The sequence below is a fragment of the Acidovorax sp. 69 genome (assembly GCF_002797445.1).
Lineage (GTDB): Bacteria > Pseudomonadota > Gammaproteobacteria > Burkholderiales > Burkholderiaceae_C > Acidovorax.
This window is the reverse complement of record NZ_PGEP01000001.1, coordinates 4,848,795-4,863,300: the sequence shown is the minus strand read 5'-3', so window position 1 is coordinate 4,863,300 and position 14,506 is coordinate 4,848,795. Positions and strand designations below refer to the sequence as shown.

General features: G+C 65.3%; 10 protein-coding genes and 1 pseudogene. 4 read left to right on the top strand and 7 right to left on the bottom strand.

All coding sequences use genetic code 11. The features are described 5' to 3' along the window. Nucleotides 1-25 precede the first annotated feature (25 nt). Both metH and CLU85_RS22375 read left to right on the top strand, forming a co-directional pair. A complete protein-coding gene (gene metH / locus CLU85_RS22380; protein WP_100412199.1) occupies nucleotides 26-2,764 on the top strand; it encodes a methionine synthase in 2,739 nt (912 codons plus the stop codon). 134 nt (nucleotides 2,765-2,898) lie between these two features. Next, nucleotides 2,899-4,083 carry a GGDEF domain-containing protein gene (locus CLU85_RS22375; protein WP_100412198.1) on the top strand — a complete coding sequence of 395 codons (1,185 nt, stop codon included), beginning with the start codon at nucleotides 2,899-2,901 and terminating at the stop codon, nucleotides 4,081-4,083. A 140-nt stretch (nucleotides 4,084-4,223) separates the two neighbouring features. Here the strand turns inward: CLU85_RS22375 and CLU85_RS22370 are convergent, their stop codons facing one another. The 5 genes from CLU85_RS22370 to CLU85_RS22350 all read right to left on the bottom strand — a co-directional run bounded on the left by CLU85_RS22370 (nucleotide 4,224) and on the right by CLU85_RS22350 (nucleotide 10,073). Next, nucleotides 4,224-4,778 carry a shikimate kinase gene (locus CLU85_RS22370; RefSeq protein ID WP_100412197.1) on the bottom strand — a complete coding sequence of 185 codons (555 nt, stop codon included), beginning with the start codon at nucleotides 4,776-4,778 and terminating at the stop codon, nucleotides 4,224-4,226. A 258-nt stretch (nucleotides 4,779-5,036) separates the two neighbouring features. Beyond that, nucleotides 5,037-6,188, bottom strand: a complete 1,152-nt coding sequence (locus CLU85_RS22365; RefSeq protein WP_100412196.1) for a serine hydrolase — start codon at nucleotides 6,186-6,188, stop codon at nucleotides 5,037-5,039. 108 nt (nucleotides 6,189-6,296) lie between these two features. After that, nucleotides 6,297-7,994 (bottom strand): long-chain fatty acid--CoA ligase, encoded by a 1,698-nt coding sequence (locus CLU85_RS22360; RefSeq protein WP_100412195.1) that lies wholly within the window; start codon nucleotides 7,992-7,994, stop codon nucleotides 6,297-6,299. A 63-nt stretch (nucleotides 7,995-8,057) separates the two neighbouring features. Next, nucleotides 8,058-9,284 carry an acyl-CoA dehydrogenase family protein gene (locus CLU85_RS22355; RefSeq protein ID WP_100412194.1) on the bottom strand — a complete coding sequence of 409 codons (1,227 nt, stop codon included), beginning with the start codon at nucleotides 9,282-9,284 and terminating at the stop codon, nucleotides 8,058-8,060. Between the two features lie 15 nt (nucleotides 9,285-9,299). After that, complete coding sequence (locus CLU85_RS22350; protein WP_100412193.1) at nucleotides 9,300-10,073, bottom strand: SDR family oxidoreductase; 774 nt, start codon at nucleotides 10,071-10,073, stop codon at nucleotides 9,300-9,302. Between the two features lie 346 nt (nucleotides 10,074-10,419). Between CLU85_RS22350 and CLU85_RS22345 the strand changes: the two are divergent. Next, nucleotides 10,420-11,399, top strand: a pseudogene (locus CLU85_RS22345) (YihY/virulence factor BrkB family protein). A gap of 256 nt (nucleotides 11,400-11,655) precedes the next feature. Continuing rightward, a complete protein-coding gene (locus CLU85_RS22340; protein ID WP_100412192.1) occupies nucleotides 11,656-12,456 on the top strand; it encodes a glycine zipper 2TM domain-containing protein in 801 nt (266 codons plus the stop codon). Between the two features lie 69 nt (nucleotides 12,457-12,525). Here CLU85_RS22340 and CLU85_RS22335 read toward each other — a convergent pair whose 3' ends face one another. Further along, the gene (locus CLU85_RS22335; protein ID WP_100412191.1) at nucleotides 12,526-13,713 is read right to left on the bottom strand and encodes an amidohydrolase family protein; all 1,188 of its coding nucleotides are present in this window, start codon (nucleotides 13,711-13,713) and stop codon (nucleotides 12,526-12,528) included. 69 nt (nucleotides 13,714-13,782) lie between these two features. Beyond that, a complete protein-coding gene (locus tag CLU85_RS22330; RefSeq protein ID WP_100412190.1) occupies nucleotides 13,783-14,499 on the bottom strand; it encodes a TetR/AcrR family transcriptional regulator in 717 nt (238 codons plus the stop codon). Between the last annotated feature and the right edge of the window lie 7 nt (nucleotides 14,500-14,506).

Sequence of the window (14,506 nt, the reverse complement as noted above, 5' to 3'; positions counted from 1 at the left end):
TGCTGCCCCTGCACAGGTGAGTCCTATGTCCGCTGTATCTCTGCCCCCCATGAAACTCTCTGGCCTGGAGCCCGTCTCCATTGGCGAGGGCACCCTGTTCGTCAACATCGGCGAGCGCACCAACGTCACTGGCTCCAAGGCATTTGCCCGGATGATCTTGAACGGCCAGTACGAAGAGGCCCTGGCCGTGGCCCGCCAGCAGGTGGAAAACGGCGCGCAGGTCATCGACATCAACATGGATGAGGCCATGCTCGACAGCAAGGCCGCCATGGTGCGCTTTCTGCAGCTGATTGCCTCCGAGCCCGACATTGCGCGCGTGCCCATCATGGTCGACAGCTCCAAGTGGGAGGTGATCGAGGCCGGCCTGCGCTGCGTGCAGGGCAAGGGCATCGTCAATTCCATCTCCATGAAGGAGGGCGTGGACAAGTTCAAGCACGAGGCGCGCCTGGTGCGCCGCTACGGCGCGGCGGCCGTGGTCATGGCGTTTGACGAAAAGGGCCAGGCCGACACCTACGAGCGCAAGATCGAAATCTGCGAGCGCGCCTACCGCATCCTGGTCGATGAAGTGGGCTTCCCGCCCGAAGACATCATCTTCGACCCCAACATCTTTGCCGTGGCCACCGGCATTGAAGAGCACAACAACTACGCCGTCGATTTCATCGAGGCCACGCGCTGGATCAAGCAGAACCTGCCGGGCGCCAAGGTGTCGGGCGGCGTGTCGAACGTGTCATTCAGCTTCCGTGGCAACGACCCGGTGCGCGAGGCCATCCACACCGTGTTCCTGTACCACGCCATCCAGGCGGGCATGGACATGGGCATCGTCAACGCGGGCATGGTGGGCGTGTACGACGACCTGGAGCCCGTGCTGCGCGAGCGTGTGGAAGACGTGGTGCTCAACCGGCGCCCCGACGCCGGTGAGCGCCTGGTCGAGATTGCCGAAACCGCGAAGAGCGGCGCCAAGGACGAGAGCAAGAAGCTCGAATGGCGCGGCACGCCCGAGCACCCCAAGACGGTGGGCGAGCGCCTGTCGCATGCGCTGGTGCACGGCATCACCGACTTCATCACCGAAGACACCGAAGAGGCCTACCAGGCCATCCTCGCCAAGGGCGGCCGCCCGTTGCATGTCATCGAAGGCCCACTGATGGACGGCATGAACGTGGTGGGCGACCTGTTCGGCGCGGGCAAGATGTTTTTGCCACAGGTGGTGAAAAGCGCGCGCGTGATGAAGTCCGCCGTGGCGCACCTGATTCCCTACATCGAAGAAGAAAAGCGCCAGGACGAGCTGGCCGGGCGCGACGTGCGCAGCAAAGGCAAGATCATCATCGCCACCGTCAAGGGCGACGTGCACGACATCGGCAAGAACATCGTCACTGTCGTCCTGCAATGCAACAACTTCGAGGTGGTGAACATGGGCGTCATGGTGCCCTGCCATGAGATTCTGGCGCGCGCCAAGGTTGAGGGGGCGGACATCGTGGGCCTGTCGGGCCTGATCACCCCCAGCCTCGAAGAGATGCAGTACGTGGCCGGCGAGATGCAGAAGGACGAGCACTTTCGCATCAAGAAGATCCCGCTGCTCATCGGCGGTGCCACCACCAGCCGCGTGCATACCGCCGTGAAGATCGCGCCCCACTACGAAGGCCCTGTCGTCTACGTGCCCGATGCCTCGCGCAGCGTGAGCGTGGCCCAGAGCCTGCTGGGCGATGGTGTGGACCACTACGTGCAGGAGCTCAACGCCGACTACGACAAGGTGCGCACCCAGCACGCCAACAAGAAGCAGACCCCGCTGTGGTCGCTGGCCAAGATCCGCGCCAACAAGACGCCTGTGGACTGGGCGGTCTTCCGGCCTACGGTGCCGCGCGCGCTGGGCCGGCGCGTGTTCAAGAACTTCGACCTGGCCGAACTGGCCCGCTACATCGACTGGGGCCCGTTCTTCCAGACCTGGGACCTGGCCGGCCCTTACCCCGCCATCCTGACCGACGAGGTGGTGGGCGTGGAGGCTACGCGCGTGTTCGCCGATGCGCAGGCCATGCTGAAGAAGATCATCGAAGGCCGCTGGCTCACCGCCAGCGGTGTGATGGGCCTGTACCCGGCCAACAGCGTGAACGACGACGACATCGAGTTCTACACCGACGACACCCGCACCCAGGTCGCCATGACGTGGTACGGCATGCGCCAGCAGACCGAAAAGCACACCATCGACGGCGTGACGCGCCCGAGCCGCTGCCTTGCCGACTTCGTCGCGCCCAAGAGTAGCGGCATCGCTGACTACGCGGGCCTGTTCGCCGTGACGGCGGGCTTAGGGATAGAGAAGAAGGAAAAGGCCTTCATCGACGCGCTGGACGACTACTCGGCCATCATGTTCAAAAGCTTGGCCGACCGCCTGGCCGAAGCCTTTGCCGAAGCCTTGCACCACCGCGTGCGCACCGACCTGTGGGGCTACGCAGCCAGCGAGCAGCTGAGCAACGACGACATGATCGGCGAGAAGTACCAGGGCATCCGGCCTGCCCCGGGCTACCCTGCCTGCCCCGACCACAGCGCCAAAAGCGCGCTGTTCGAGGTGCTGCAGTGCGAAGAGGTGGGCATGACCTTGACGGAAAGCCTGGCCATGATGCCCGCCGCCAGCGTGAGCGGTTTCTACATCGGCCACCCTGATGCGGTGTACTTCAATGTCGGCAAGATCGGTGAAGACCAGCTGCACGACATGGCCCAGCGGCGGGGCATGGACGAGAAGGTGCTGGAGCGGCTTTTGGCGCCGAACTTGTAGTGCTGCTCCGGCAACATCGCATGGCTGTTTGGTGCAGGGGCAGCTTCGGACCTCCGTGCTGGTAGCGGTGGCATTGCTGCGCTGTTACTCTGGCGTTGCGGCTGCTGTCGCTATTTCCTAGTCTGCGCTCATCCATGGTCGCTACCGTTGTCCTCAGCATGCTCTGCGTGCACCTTCTGTGCTTCAGCGTGATGTTCATGCTGATCAGCACCCGGTTGCGTGGCAGAAAGATGGGGACCGATGTGTTTGCCATCGGCAGTCTCCTGCTGGGCTTCGCATACGTGTTGCAGCTTTTGGACGGCCCCGCGACCTGGGGGTTGATGAGCATCGTCAACCACACCCTGACGCTCTGCGCCCCTGTGGCTTATGGGCTCGGCGCTGCCCGGTTTTTTGATCAACCGGTTCCCGTGGCGCGCCCGTTGCTCGCCTTGGCCGGGGTCTACACCGCCGCGCAGTGGCTGGTGCAAACAATGCTCGGATCGGAGGCCCGCTATGCACTGCTAGCCGCTGCATGCGCTGTGCTGTTTGTGGCGATGGCGGGGGTCTTGCTTTATGGCACCCGCACATTTGCAAGGCATCTGCGCACTGAAATGGCCGTGTTTGCCACTCTGATCGGGGGCCTCGGGGCCATGAACGCGGCGAAGTGTGTGTTGATTCTCTCGGGCGGGCTCGGCAACCTCGACATGGGTCACCATTTCCAGACGGCGTTCTACATCTACATGTCGTTCCTCGGGACGGTGCTTCCGCCGGCGGTGGTGTGGCTGGTCTTGCACCGCCTGACGGATGATTTGCGTGTCATGGCGGTGCATGACCCGCTCACCGGCTTGCTCAACCGGCGCGGCCTGGCGGATGCGCTGGAGGCGCATTTCCGTTCGCGTCCAGCTGCCATGGCGCATTTGCTGATGGTGGACATCGATCATTTCAAGCGCATCAACGATACCTACGGCCACAAAGTCGGTGATCTCGTGTTGTGCAGTGTCGCTGAGGTCCTTCAACGCACTGCCCGCCAGGGTGACCTTACCTGCCGGTTGGGCGGTGAGGAGTTTGTGGTCATCGCCCTGGATATGGACGGCGCCGGTGCCATGCAACTGGCAGAGCGTGTGCGCGACGCGATTGAGCGCAGCCAGGTGTCCGGAGGAAGCGAGCACGGGGCCATCCATTGCACTGTCACCATGGGTGTTTCGGCGCGGTTTGCCAGCGCACAAGCGCTGGACGAGAGCCTGCAGCAGGCCGATGCCGCGCTGTACCGGGGCAAGATGTTGGGGCGCAATCGCGTGGTGTGGGCGCAGGCGCCGCAGGCCCAGGAGTTGCCCATCTGAGGTGGCGCTGGACCCGCCCTTGCGGCCTGGTATGGCGGGATGTGGAGCGGTTTGCCGTCTGGCCTGTCTTGTCAATGGCGTGGCGAGGGATAGCGTCCGTTTGCAGCCCATGGACTGCACAACGTGGCGGACGTGAGGTCTCAGGTCGATGTGTCTGGCGTACCAGAGGCTCCCGCACTCTCCGCCATCTCCAGCTGCATCATCACCATATTGACCAGGGTATGCACCGACGGCCGCCCGGTCTCGATCACGTAGTGGGCCGTCTCTCGGTACAGGTGGTCGCGCTGGGTGTAAAGCTCGCGCAGCTTGTCCATGGGGTTGCCGCCTTGCAGCAGGGGGCGCGTCTTGTCGTGTTTGACGCGTTTGTAGATTTCTTCGGGCGAGGCGCGCAGGTACAGCACGTTGCCAAACTGGTGGAGCACCTGGCGGTTTTCGGGGCGCAGCACGGCGCCGCCGCCGGTGGACAGGACCATGCCGCCAGGCTGCTGGGCCACTTCAGCCAGTACCTGGGCTTCGAGGTCACGAAAACGCGCTTCGCCTTCGGCCTCGAAGAAGCTGCGGATGGTGGTGCCCAGGGTCTGTTCCAACCGATGGTCCAGGTCGATGAAGGGCACGCCTGCCCGGTGGGCCAGTTGCCGGCCGACGGTGGATTTGCCCGAGCCGGGCATGCCGACCAGTGCGCAGCGAATCTGCATAGGTTCAAAAAAGAGGTCTGGAGGAGGGCCAGCGTACTGCGGGTGGGGCTGTGCTGCGTGCCGTGACTGAGCGTGGAGTGTAAGCCTGGGTCGTCGGAACCTCTGGTGCTATGCAGCGTAAGTGGCCGATGACACTGGCGCGACCCTAGCCAGAGACGCCGCGCAAGGGCCGCCCCGCAGCGAGGGCGTCGTCCCCCTGCCCGCGCGCAGCGCGAGAGCGGGGGTGAAGGAGCGAAGCTCCTCAGGGGGGTGTCCCAATCACAGCGCCGCGTACACCAGCGCCGGATACAGCTCGCACAGGTACCGCAACTGACCGGGCGCCTGCGTGAGCAAGATGGCAAACAGGTCTTCGGCGGGGTCCACAAAAAAGAAGGTACCTCCCAGGCCGCTCCAGCTGTAGTGCCCGGCCGAGCCCGTGCGGGTGGCCTGGCCGTTGGCGGTGCGCACGGCCACACCCAGGCCAAAGCCGTAGCCCGTGGGCAGGATGTCACCGGCCACGGGCAGGCTGCCCAGGTGGTCGGCGGTCATGAAGTCCACCGTGGCGCGTCCCAATAGGCGCACAGGGCCGTTGGGCCCCGAAGCGGTGCCCCGGCCCAGCATGAGCTGCAGAAAACGCGCGTAGTCGCTGGCGGTGGAGACCAGCCCGCCGCCTGCCGACTCGAACGCGGGTGGTGCAGTCACGTCGATCAGTGCCACATTCAGGCCGGTCTGCGGGTCGCGCGCGAAGGGTTCGGCCAAGCGATGTTGCTGCGCTGGGGGCACCGAGAAGCCCGTGTCGTGCATGCCCAGCGGGTCAAACACGCGGCGTTGCAGGATGGCGCCCAGAGGCGCGCCTTCGATCACCTCCAGCACCGCACCGAGCACGTCGGTGGCGCGGCTGTATTCCCAGCAGCTGCCGGGCGCGTGCACCAGTGGCAGCGGGCCCAGTGCGGCGGCCAGCTCGGCATTGCTGTGGCGGCGCGAGCCGATGCGCGCAGCGCGGTAGGCGTCGGGCACGGTGCCCAGCTCCCAAGCGTAGCTCAGGCCGGCGGTGTGGCGCAGCAGGTCGTGCACGGTGGCCTCGCGTCCGGCGGGTGTGGTGGTTCCGCTGGCGGGGTCATACACCTGCTGCCCGGCAAACGCAGGCAGGTAGTGCGCCACGGGGTGCGACAGCAGCAGGCGGCCTTCTTCCATGAGCATCATCGCCACCAGCGAGGCGATGGGCTTGGTCATGGAGTAGATACGGAACACGGTGTCGGGCGCCATGGCGGGCACCACCGCCTCGGCGGAGGGCGGGCGCTGCTGGCCCACGGCCGCGTGCAGTACGGTGTGGCCGCGGTGGTGCACCAGGGCCACTGCGCCAGGCAGAAGGCCCTGGTCCACTTGGGTTTGCAGCACGGAGCGAAGGCGGGCGAGCGCGGTGGGGTTCATGGGTGCCTGACGAGAGGTTTTGAGAATTTTTGGCCGCAAGCGCAATAAAATCAAGCGCGAATAGCTATCAAAATAAGAGCATTTTGCAGCGCCACAGGGCAGGGCGCCTCATGCCGCGATGCCTGCGGCGCGGCTGCGTTCCTGCTCCTGCAGCTCGCGCCATTGCACCTTGCCGGTGCCCGATTTGGGCAGGCTGTCCACCAGCTGCACGATGCGCGGGCTTTTGTAGGCAGCCATGTGGTCGTGGCTCCAGTCGATGATGGACTGCTCGCTCACCTGGCCTTTGAAGGCGTCGCGCAGCACGACCAGGGCCTTCACTGTCTCGCCCCGGTGTTCGTCGTGCGCGGCGATCACGCACACCTCCTGGATGGCAGGGTGGGCGTACATCATGGCCTCGACCTCGGCGGGCCAGACCTTGAAGCCCGACGCGTTGATCATGCGCTTGAGCCGGTCCACCATGAAGAAGTAGCCGTCCTCGTCCACCTGCGCAAGATCGCCGGTGCGCAGAAACCGTTTGCCGTCCAGCGTCACAAAGCTGTCGGCCGTGGCCTGCGGGTTGTTCCAGTAGCCTTGCATGACCTGCGGGCCGTGCACCACGATCTCGCCGATCTCACCCGGGGGCAGCTCGGCGAACGTGGCCGGGTCCACCACGCGGGCATCCACGTCGAACACGGGGATGCCCAGGCACTGCGGTTTGGGGCGGTGCGGCGGGTTGATGTGGGTGGCGGCCATGGTCTCGGACATGCCATAGCCCTCCACGTATTCGAGTCCTGTCAGCGCCTTGAGGCGCTGCGCCACGGCTTTGGGCATGGCGGCGCCGCCGCCCCGAATGGCCTGCAGGCTGCTGATGTCGTAGTCGCCAATGCGCGGGTTGGCCAGAAAGTCCACCACCATGGTCGAGATGGCCTGCCAGATGGTGATGCGGTAGCGCTGCATGAGCTGGGCTGCAGCGTCGCGGTCCCAGCGCGGCAGCACCACCACGGTGGCGCCCACAAACAGCGGCCCGTTCATGCTGCCCGACATGCCCGTGACGTGGAACAGCGGCAGCACCGCGAGGTAGGTCGAATCCTGCGTGCGCGAAAACCACTGCGCGCCGCCCACCAGCGTGCTCATGGCGCTGCGGTGGGTGTGCATGCAGCCCTTGGGATGGCCTGTGGTGCCCGAGGTGTAGGGCATCACGCACAGGTCGTCGGGTCCGGTGGTGATGGGGCCGGGCGCGCGCTGCTGCGCCAGCATGTTGCTCCACAGTGTGACGCCCGGGGCATCGATCGCCTGGCGCGGCGCGCTGACCAATGCGGGGACGGGCAGGTCGGTGGGTACCTGCAGGTAGTCGCTGTAGGCGGCCACGATGAGGTGCTGGAGCTTGCCCGCACTGCATTCATCACCCGCCGCCACCAGCGGCTGGGCCTGTGCATGCAGGTCCTGCGCCACAAAGGCCACGGTGGCGCCGCTGTCGTGCACGTAGTGGCGCAGTTCGTCGGTGAGGTTCATGGGGTTCACCGGCACCACCACGGCATTGGCGCGCAGGATGCCGTAGAACGCCAGGATCCACTGCGGGCTGTTCTGCATGTAGAGCAGCACCCGGTCGCCCGCCTTCACGCCACACACCTGCTGCAGAAAACCCGCGATGTGCTCGGCCTGTTGCTGGAACTGGCGGAAGCTTACCTGCGTGTCGTAGAACACCAGAAAGGGCTTGTCCGGGTAGCGCGCAGCGGACACCTCGGCGTTGTGGAACAGGTGGGTCTGCGGCAACGTGAGGTGGCGGGGCAGCCCCGGGGGCCAGTGGGCCTGGTGGCGGTCAGACATGCGGCGGGGTTCCTGGGGGGCGGGCTTCAGACATCGGCGTTCGCGCAGGGTACACAGTTGCGATCATGCGCGCTTGAGGTGGCGGGCCAGTTCGTCCTTGGCGATGGCATTGCGGTGCACCTCGTCGGGGCCGTCGGCAAAACGCAGGGTGCGGGCCTGGGCGTAGGCGGCTGCCAGCGGGAAGTCATCGCTCACACCACCGCCGCCATGCACCTGCATGGCCCAGTCGATCACCTGGCAGGCCATGTTGGGCGCTGCCACCTTGATCATCGCGATCTCCTTGCGCGCCACCTTGTTGCCCACCGTGTCCATCATCTGCGCGGCATTGAGCACCAGAAAACGGGCCTGGTCGATGAGGATGCGGGCATTGGCAATACGCTCGCGTGTCACGCCCTGGTCCGCCACCGGCTTGTGAAACGCCACACGGCCCAGGGCGCGCTGGCACATCAGCTCCAGCGCACGCTCGGCCACACCGATGAGGCGCATGCAGTGGTGGATGCGCCCGGGGCCGAGGCGGCCCTGGGCGATCTCGAAGCCGCGTCCTTCGCCCAGCAGGATGTTGGCCACGGGCACGCGCACGTTCACAAAGTTCACCTCGCCGTGGCCGTGCGGCGCGTGGTCATAACCGAACACGGGCAGGGCACGCTCCATGGTCACGCCGGGCGTGTCCATGGGCACGAGGATCATCGATTGCTGCTGGTGCCGGTTGGCATGGTCAGGGTCGGTCTTGCCCATGAAGATCAGGATCTCGCAGCGTGGGTCGGGCGCACCCGAGGTCCACCACTTGCGGCCGTTGATCAGGTAATGGTCGCCATCACGGGTGATGCGGGCTTCGATGTTGGTGGCGTCGGACGATGCCACGTCGGGCTCTGTCATGGCAAAGGCCGAGCGGATGGTGCCGTCGAGCAGCGGCAGCAGCCAGCGCTGTTGCTGCTCGAGGGTGGCGTAGCGCGCCAGCGTCTCCATGTTGCCGGTGTCGGGGGCTGAGCAGTTGAAGGCCTCGGGCGCAATGTGCGAGCGGCCCATGATTTCGCACAGCGGCGCGTATTCAAGGTTGGTCAGGCCCGCGCCCAGGTTCGACTCGGGCAGGAACAGGTTCCAGAGGTTGGCGGCTTTGGCTTTGGCCTTGAGGTCTTCCATCACCTTCGTGGGCTGCCAGACGTTGCCGGCCTTGCGGTTGTTGGCCACCTCGTGGTGGTACACCGATTCGGCGGGGTAGATGTGTTCTTCCATGAACGCCGTCAGGCGCTGCTGCAGGTCGATGACTTTGGGGGTGTAGGTGAAATCCATGGGGAATCCTTGGGGTCAAATCAGGCTGGCGCCGCCATCCACCACGATGGATTCGCCCGTGATGTGGCGTGAGGCGTTGGACGCCAGGAACACCACGGCACCCTTGAGGTCTTCTTCACCACCGATGCGGCGCAGCGGTGTGCGCTCGATCATGGTCGGGCCGAGTTTTTCAATGAGGCCGCTGGCCATCTTGCTCGGGAAGAATCCGGGGCAGATGGCATTGACGCGGATACCGTAGTGCCCCCATTCAGAAGCCAGCGTGCGCGCAAAGTGCAGGGCTGCGGCCTTGGAGGTGTTGTAGGCGATGGTGTTCATGCCCGGAGGGGTGCCCTTGAGCGCGGCCACCGAGGCGGTGACGATGATGGATCCCTTGCCGCGCGGGATCATGCAGCGCTTGCCCACTTCGCGGGACAGGAAAAACGGTGCGCTCACATTCAGGTCCATCACCTTGTGCCAGGCGGCATCGGGGTAGTCTTCTGCCTTGGCGCCCCAGGTGGCACCCGCGTTGTTGACGAGGATATCGATGGTGCCAAAGCGCGCAACCACCTGGTCCACCAGGCCGGGGATGTCCTCGGTTTTCTGCAGGTCGTTCACCACGGTCAGGACCTCGTAGCCCAGGCCCTCCAGGTGCTTCTTGGCCTCGGCCAGTTCATCGGCCTTGCGCGCCGTGATGGCGAGCTTGGCACCCATTTCGCCCAAGGCTTCGGCCATCTGCAGGCCCAGGCCGCGCGAGCCGCCGGTGACCAGGGCAACCTGGCCGGTGAGATCGAAGAGTTGCTTGACGCTCATGGAAATAGCTTTCGTGGGGGATAAGAAGGGACGGGTCGCCGCTGCAGTGCAGCGGTAGGACAGGGTGCGAAGGTGCGTGACCGGTGAAGGGGCGAGGGCTGTTTTGCGGTGCAAGAACATCAGCGCTTCATGCTAGTCGTGGCGATGCCCCGTGTAAAACCTGCGCTGTCACCTGCGAAACTCTGCGGCCCCATCGCACCGGCCCCATGCGCGGGCTGTGGAGAGGCCGTACCGGCGTGCGCGCTGGTTTTGTGGGGCTTAAGCAGCCACCCTGTGGGAGTGCGCCTACCCGCTGTGCCGGGAAAGGAGGATGGACGGCAGTGCGGACGGGCCTTAGGCTTGTGGGATGACCGTTCCCCCGCTGCTTCATCGCCTGATCCGACCATTGGCTCCCTTGTGGCGCCTGGTGCAGCCCTTCTGGCGTGCCGTGCAAATGTGGCTGGACGCCGACGGGCTGCGCATGAGTGCGGCCATGTCGTTCTACGGCATGCTGAGCCTGGCGCCGCTGCTGCTGCTTCTGGTGGGCGTGCTGGGCTGGTGGATGGACCGCAGTTACCTGGAGGCCAGCCTGGTCACCCAGGTGCAGTCGGTGATGGGTCAGCAGGTGGCCGATGTGGTGCGGCAGGCCCTGACCAGCGCACGCGCACCCGCCGAGGGGCGTCTTGCGTCTCTTGTGGGGTTTATGGTGCTGGTCTCGGGGCCACCGGGGTTTTTGTGGAGTTGCAGTCGGCGCTGGAGCGCCTGTGGCGCCGCGACGGCTTTGCACCGCCACAGCGTGCCGCCTGGTGGCGCATGGCCTCGCTGCGCTTGCGGGGGCTGGCCTATGTGCTGGCGCTGGGTTTCTTGCTCATGGTGTCGCTGGCGCTTTCGACGCTGATTCACCTGCTGGCGGGCTGGGCCGGGGCGCAGCTGGCTTCAGCGCACATGGCGCCGCTCGCTCCCTGGGCACCCTTGCTGCAGATCGTCAATGAAGCGGTGGCCTTTGGGTTCGCTGTCGCCTTGTTTGTGGGGCTCATGCGCATTGGCGTGGGCCCCAAGCCATCGTTGCGCTATCTGGTGATGGGCGCCGCGGTGGGGGCCATGCTGTTCACTGTGGGCAAGCAGATGCTGGCCTGGTACCTGTCCACCGCCGCCGTGGTGTCGGCCTATGGCGCCGCCGGCTCGCTGGTGGTGCTGCTCATGTGGATCTATTTTTCGTCGGCCATCCTGCTGTTCTCTGCCAGTTGCGCACAGGCACTGGAAGATGCCCTGCATCCGGGGCCCCGGCGCCCGGCGGCCTGGGCGTTGTGGGCCGCGTCGGCCCGCGCGCGGGTGCCGGGGCTGTAAATGTTGGCAACCGACCGGCTGGGTGAGATGGGCGCGCAGCCTCGGTGGCGCCCCCTTTGCGCTGGATGAACGTTTTGGGGCCAAAAAAGAATGCAACAGACGCTTACCGCCGCTTACAAAGCGACCGAGTGCAAGGGTCGATCCATGTGTACCTTTCGGGCCACCGCGGCGTTTGAACCATTGACGGTATGTCCCGCGTGCGGGGCCACTCCCTTCCCTTTGCCCCAACCGCTCATCAAAATACAAGGAAATCACCATGAATCTCACCGTACAACCTCCGACCCCCGCCGCTGGTGTGGCGGTACCGCCGACGGGCCTCGCCATGAAATGGATGTGGGTCGCCATCGGTGTGCTGGGCGTGAGCGTGCTGGCCTTGGGGGCCACTCTGGTGGTGCAGAACCGCACACCCTCCGGGATGCCCGAAGCTTCGGCGCCAGCGCAGAGGTTGGCGGCCCCGCGCACCCCAGAGTCAGAGATCATTGACGAAAAACGGCCGCAAGCGCTTTCCAGTTCTTCCCAGGCAGCTATGAATAGTGGAGCAAATTTGCGTCCACCAGCGACGGCAGGTGTCGGCCGCCCCGGCGAGATGGTCGGAGGTCAGATGGCGCCCACCGGCGCGGGGCCCGCGCAGCCCCTGCGGGGGGCGACACCGGTGTGCCGTAGCTGCGGACGGGTTGAATCCGTGCAGGCGGTGCAGCAGGCCGCACCCGCCACGGGGGTGGGTGCTGTGGCTGGCGGGGTACTGGGTGCCGTGGTGGGCAACCAGATTGGCAAGGGCAGTGGCCGCACGGCCGCCACGGTGCTCGGTGCTGTGGGCGGCGGGTATGTGGGCCACAAGGTGGAAGAGCGAAGCCGCACCCACACGGTCTACCAGATCGCGGTGCGCATGGAGGACGGCTCGGTGCGTCACTTCCAGCGTGCCGAGGCCACGGCGGTGGGCACGCCGGTGGTGCTGCAGGGCAAGGGCTTCCGGGTAGACCAGGGCGGTTCAGCACGCGCTGCAGACCCTTACCCCCAGTCGCAGCCTGGCGCGGTGCGGGTGTCGGACACCTATTGAGCCTGCGAGTCCCTGAAAATCAAAAGCCCGCGAAAGCGGGCTTTTGATTTTTTATCGCCTCGGTACGAGTTAAAGCACCACCGGAATCTCGGTCGCAGGCGGTGTGTTGCGGCTGCGGCCGCAGCGCACCAGGCCGTCGATCATCACCATGCCGATGCCCGGGATGTCGCCCAGCTGCACGCTCTCCAGCAGCGTGGCGCCGGCCGTGTGCTGGGCGCGGTCCATGAACACGAAGTCGGCCGCGCGGCCCACCTCGATGAGGCCACAGTTGAGGTTGCGGATGCGCGCCGTGTTGCCGGTGGCAAAGCAGAACACCAGCTCGGCAGGGATGTCGGCAAAGCTCGATATCAGTGCAATCATGCGCAGCATGCCCAGTGGCTGCACGCCCGAGCCCGCTGGCCCGTCGGTGCCCAGAATCACCCGGTGTGGGCACTTGAGTTCGATGGCTGCACGTGCCGCCTGGATGGCGATTTTTTCGTTGCCGTTGTGCACCAGCTCGATGGCACGCGATGACTTCTCGCACAGCTCGCACACATGCTTCCAGGGCAGCGAGGTGTGGCCGCCGTTGATGTGGCCGATCACGTCGGCATCGGCCTCCAGCACCACATCCTTGTCGATGAGGCCCGAGCCCGGGATCGACGGGCCGCCCGTGTGGATGGTGCTCTGGATGCCGTGCTTGCGCGCCCAGGCCACCATCTGCTGGGCCTCGTAGCCCGCCTTGACCGAGCCCAGGCCCACTTCGCCCAGCAGCGTGACACCCGCATCGGCCAGGTCCTTGAAATCCTGCTCAGTCATGCCTTTTTCGATGACGGGTGCGCCCGCAATCACCTTCACGCCACCGGGGCGGAAGTTGTCGAACGAGCGTTGCGCCGTGATGGCCAGGGCCTTGAGGCCCACGATGTCCTTGGGGCGGCCGGGCAGGTGCACTTCGCCCGCCGAGACCATGGTGGTCACGCCGCCGTTCATGGTCGAGTCGATCCAGCCGATCTGGTTCTGGCGCGGTGTCCAGTCGCCAAACACGGGGTGTACATGGCTGTCAATGAGGCCGGGCGCCACGCAGGTCTGGCGGGCGTCGATCACGGTCTGTGCGTGTTCGGTGTCGCAGTCCTTGTAGCGGCCCACAGCCACGATCAGGCCATCGTTCACGACGATGGTGTCGGCGTCCAGAATGGGATGGTCCAGGTCGCCAGAGAGCAAGAGGCCGATGTTCTGGATAACGACTTTGCCCGACTTGCCGCCGGCTGCTGCTTCTGCCATGGTTACTCCTCCTGGGGGTGGTGGTTGACAGAGCCCGGCGCCGGGCTCTGTGGGTGAAACAGGGTCCGGTCAGGCGGCCTTGCGCGCGAGAGGCAGGCTGGGGCCGGGCGCTACGGTGCGCAGCACGCTATCGATGACAAAAATCTCCCAGTGCGCTAACGCATCGGGGGTCTCCAGGTCTTCGCCCAAGAAGGCCGACAGCGTATGCCGGTTGGACATGTAGAAATAGCCCGTGGCCGCAATCAGCAGGTAAACATCCCTCGCGGAAATATCCTGTCGGAAAACGCCCTGCGCCTGGCCACTTTCGAGCACCCGACGAATCACCTCGATGGCGGGCGACGAATATTCGCGGGCCCGCATCGACTTGGAAATGTGTTTGCCCTTGTGCAGGTTTTCCGTGTTGAGCAGGGTGATGAATTCGGGGTTCTTGCGGTAGTACCCCACCACGAAGCGGATCACTGCCTGCAGGGCCTCGTCCGGGTTGTCCACGTTCAGAGCGAGTTTGGACTCGGCATCGTTCATGCGCCGGTAGATCTCTTCCAGCACCTCAATGAACAGACCTTCCTTGCTACCGAAGTAGTAGTAGATCATCCGGTCGAAGGACTTGGCGGCCTTCGATATCTTCTCCACACTGCCACCTTCGTAGCCATAGCGCGCGAACACCTTGGTCGCGGCCTTCAGGATGTTGTCGCGCGTGGTCTGTGCCGCCTGTTCGCGCACACCCGTTTTGCGGGTGGACGGTGAGCGGGTGGACGCAGTCCGGGTCTTGGTGGGGGTGGCAGACATGGCGGGT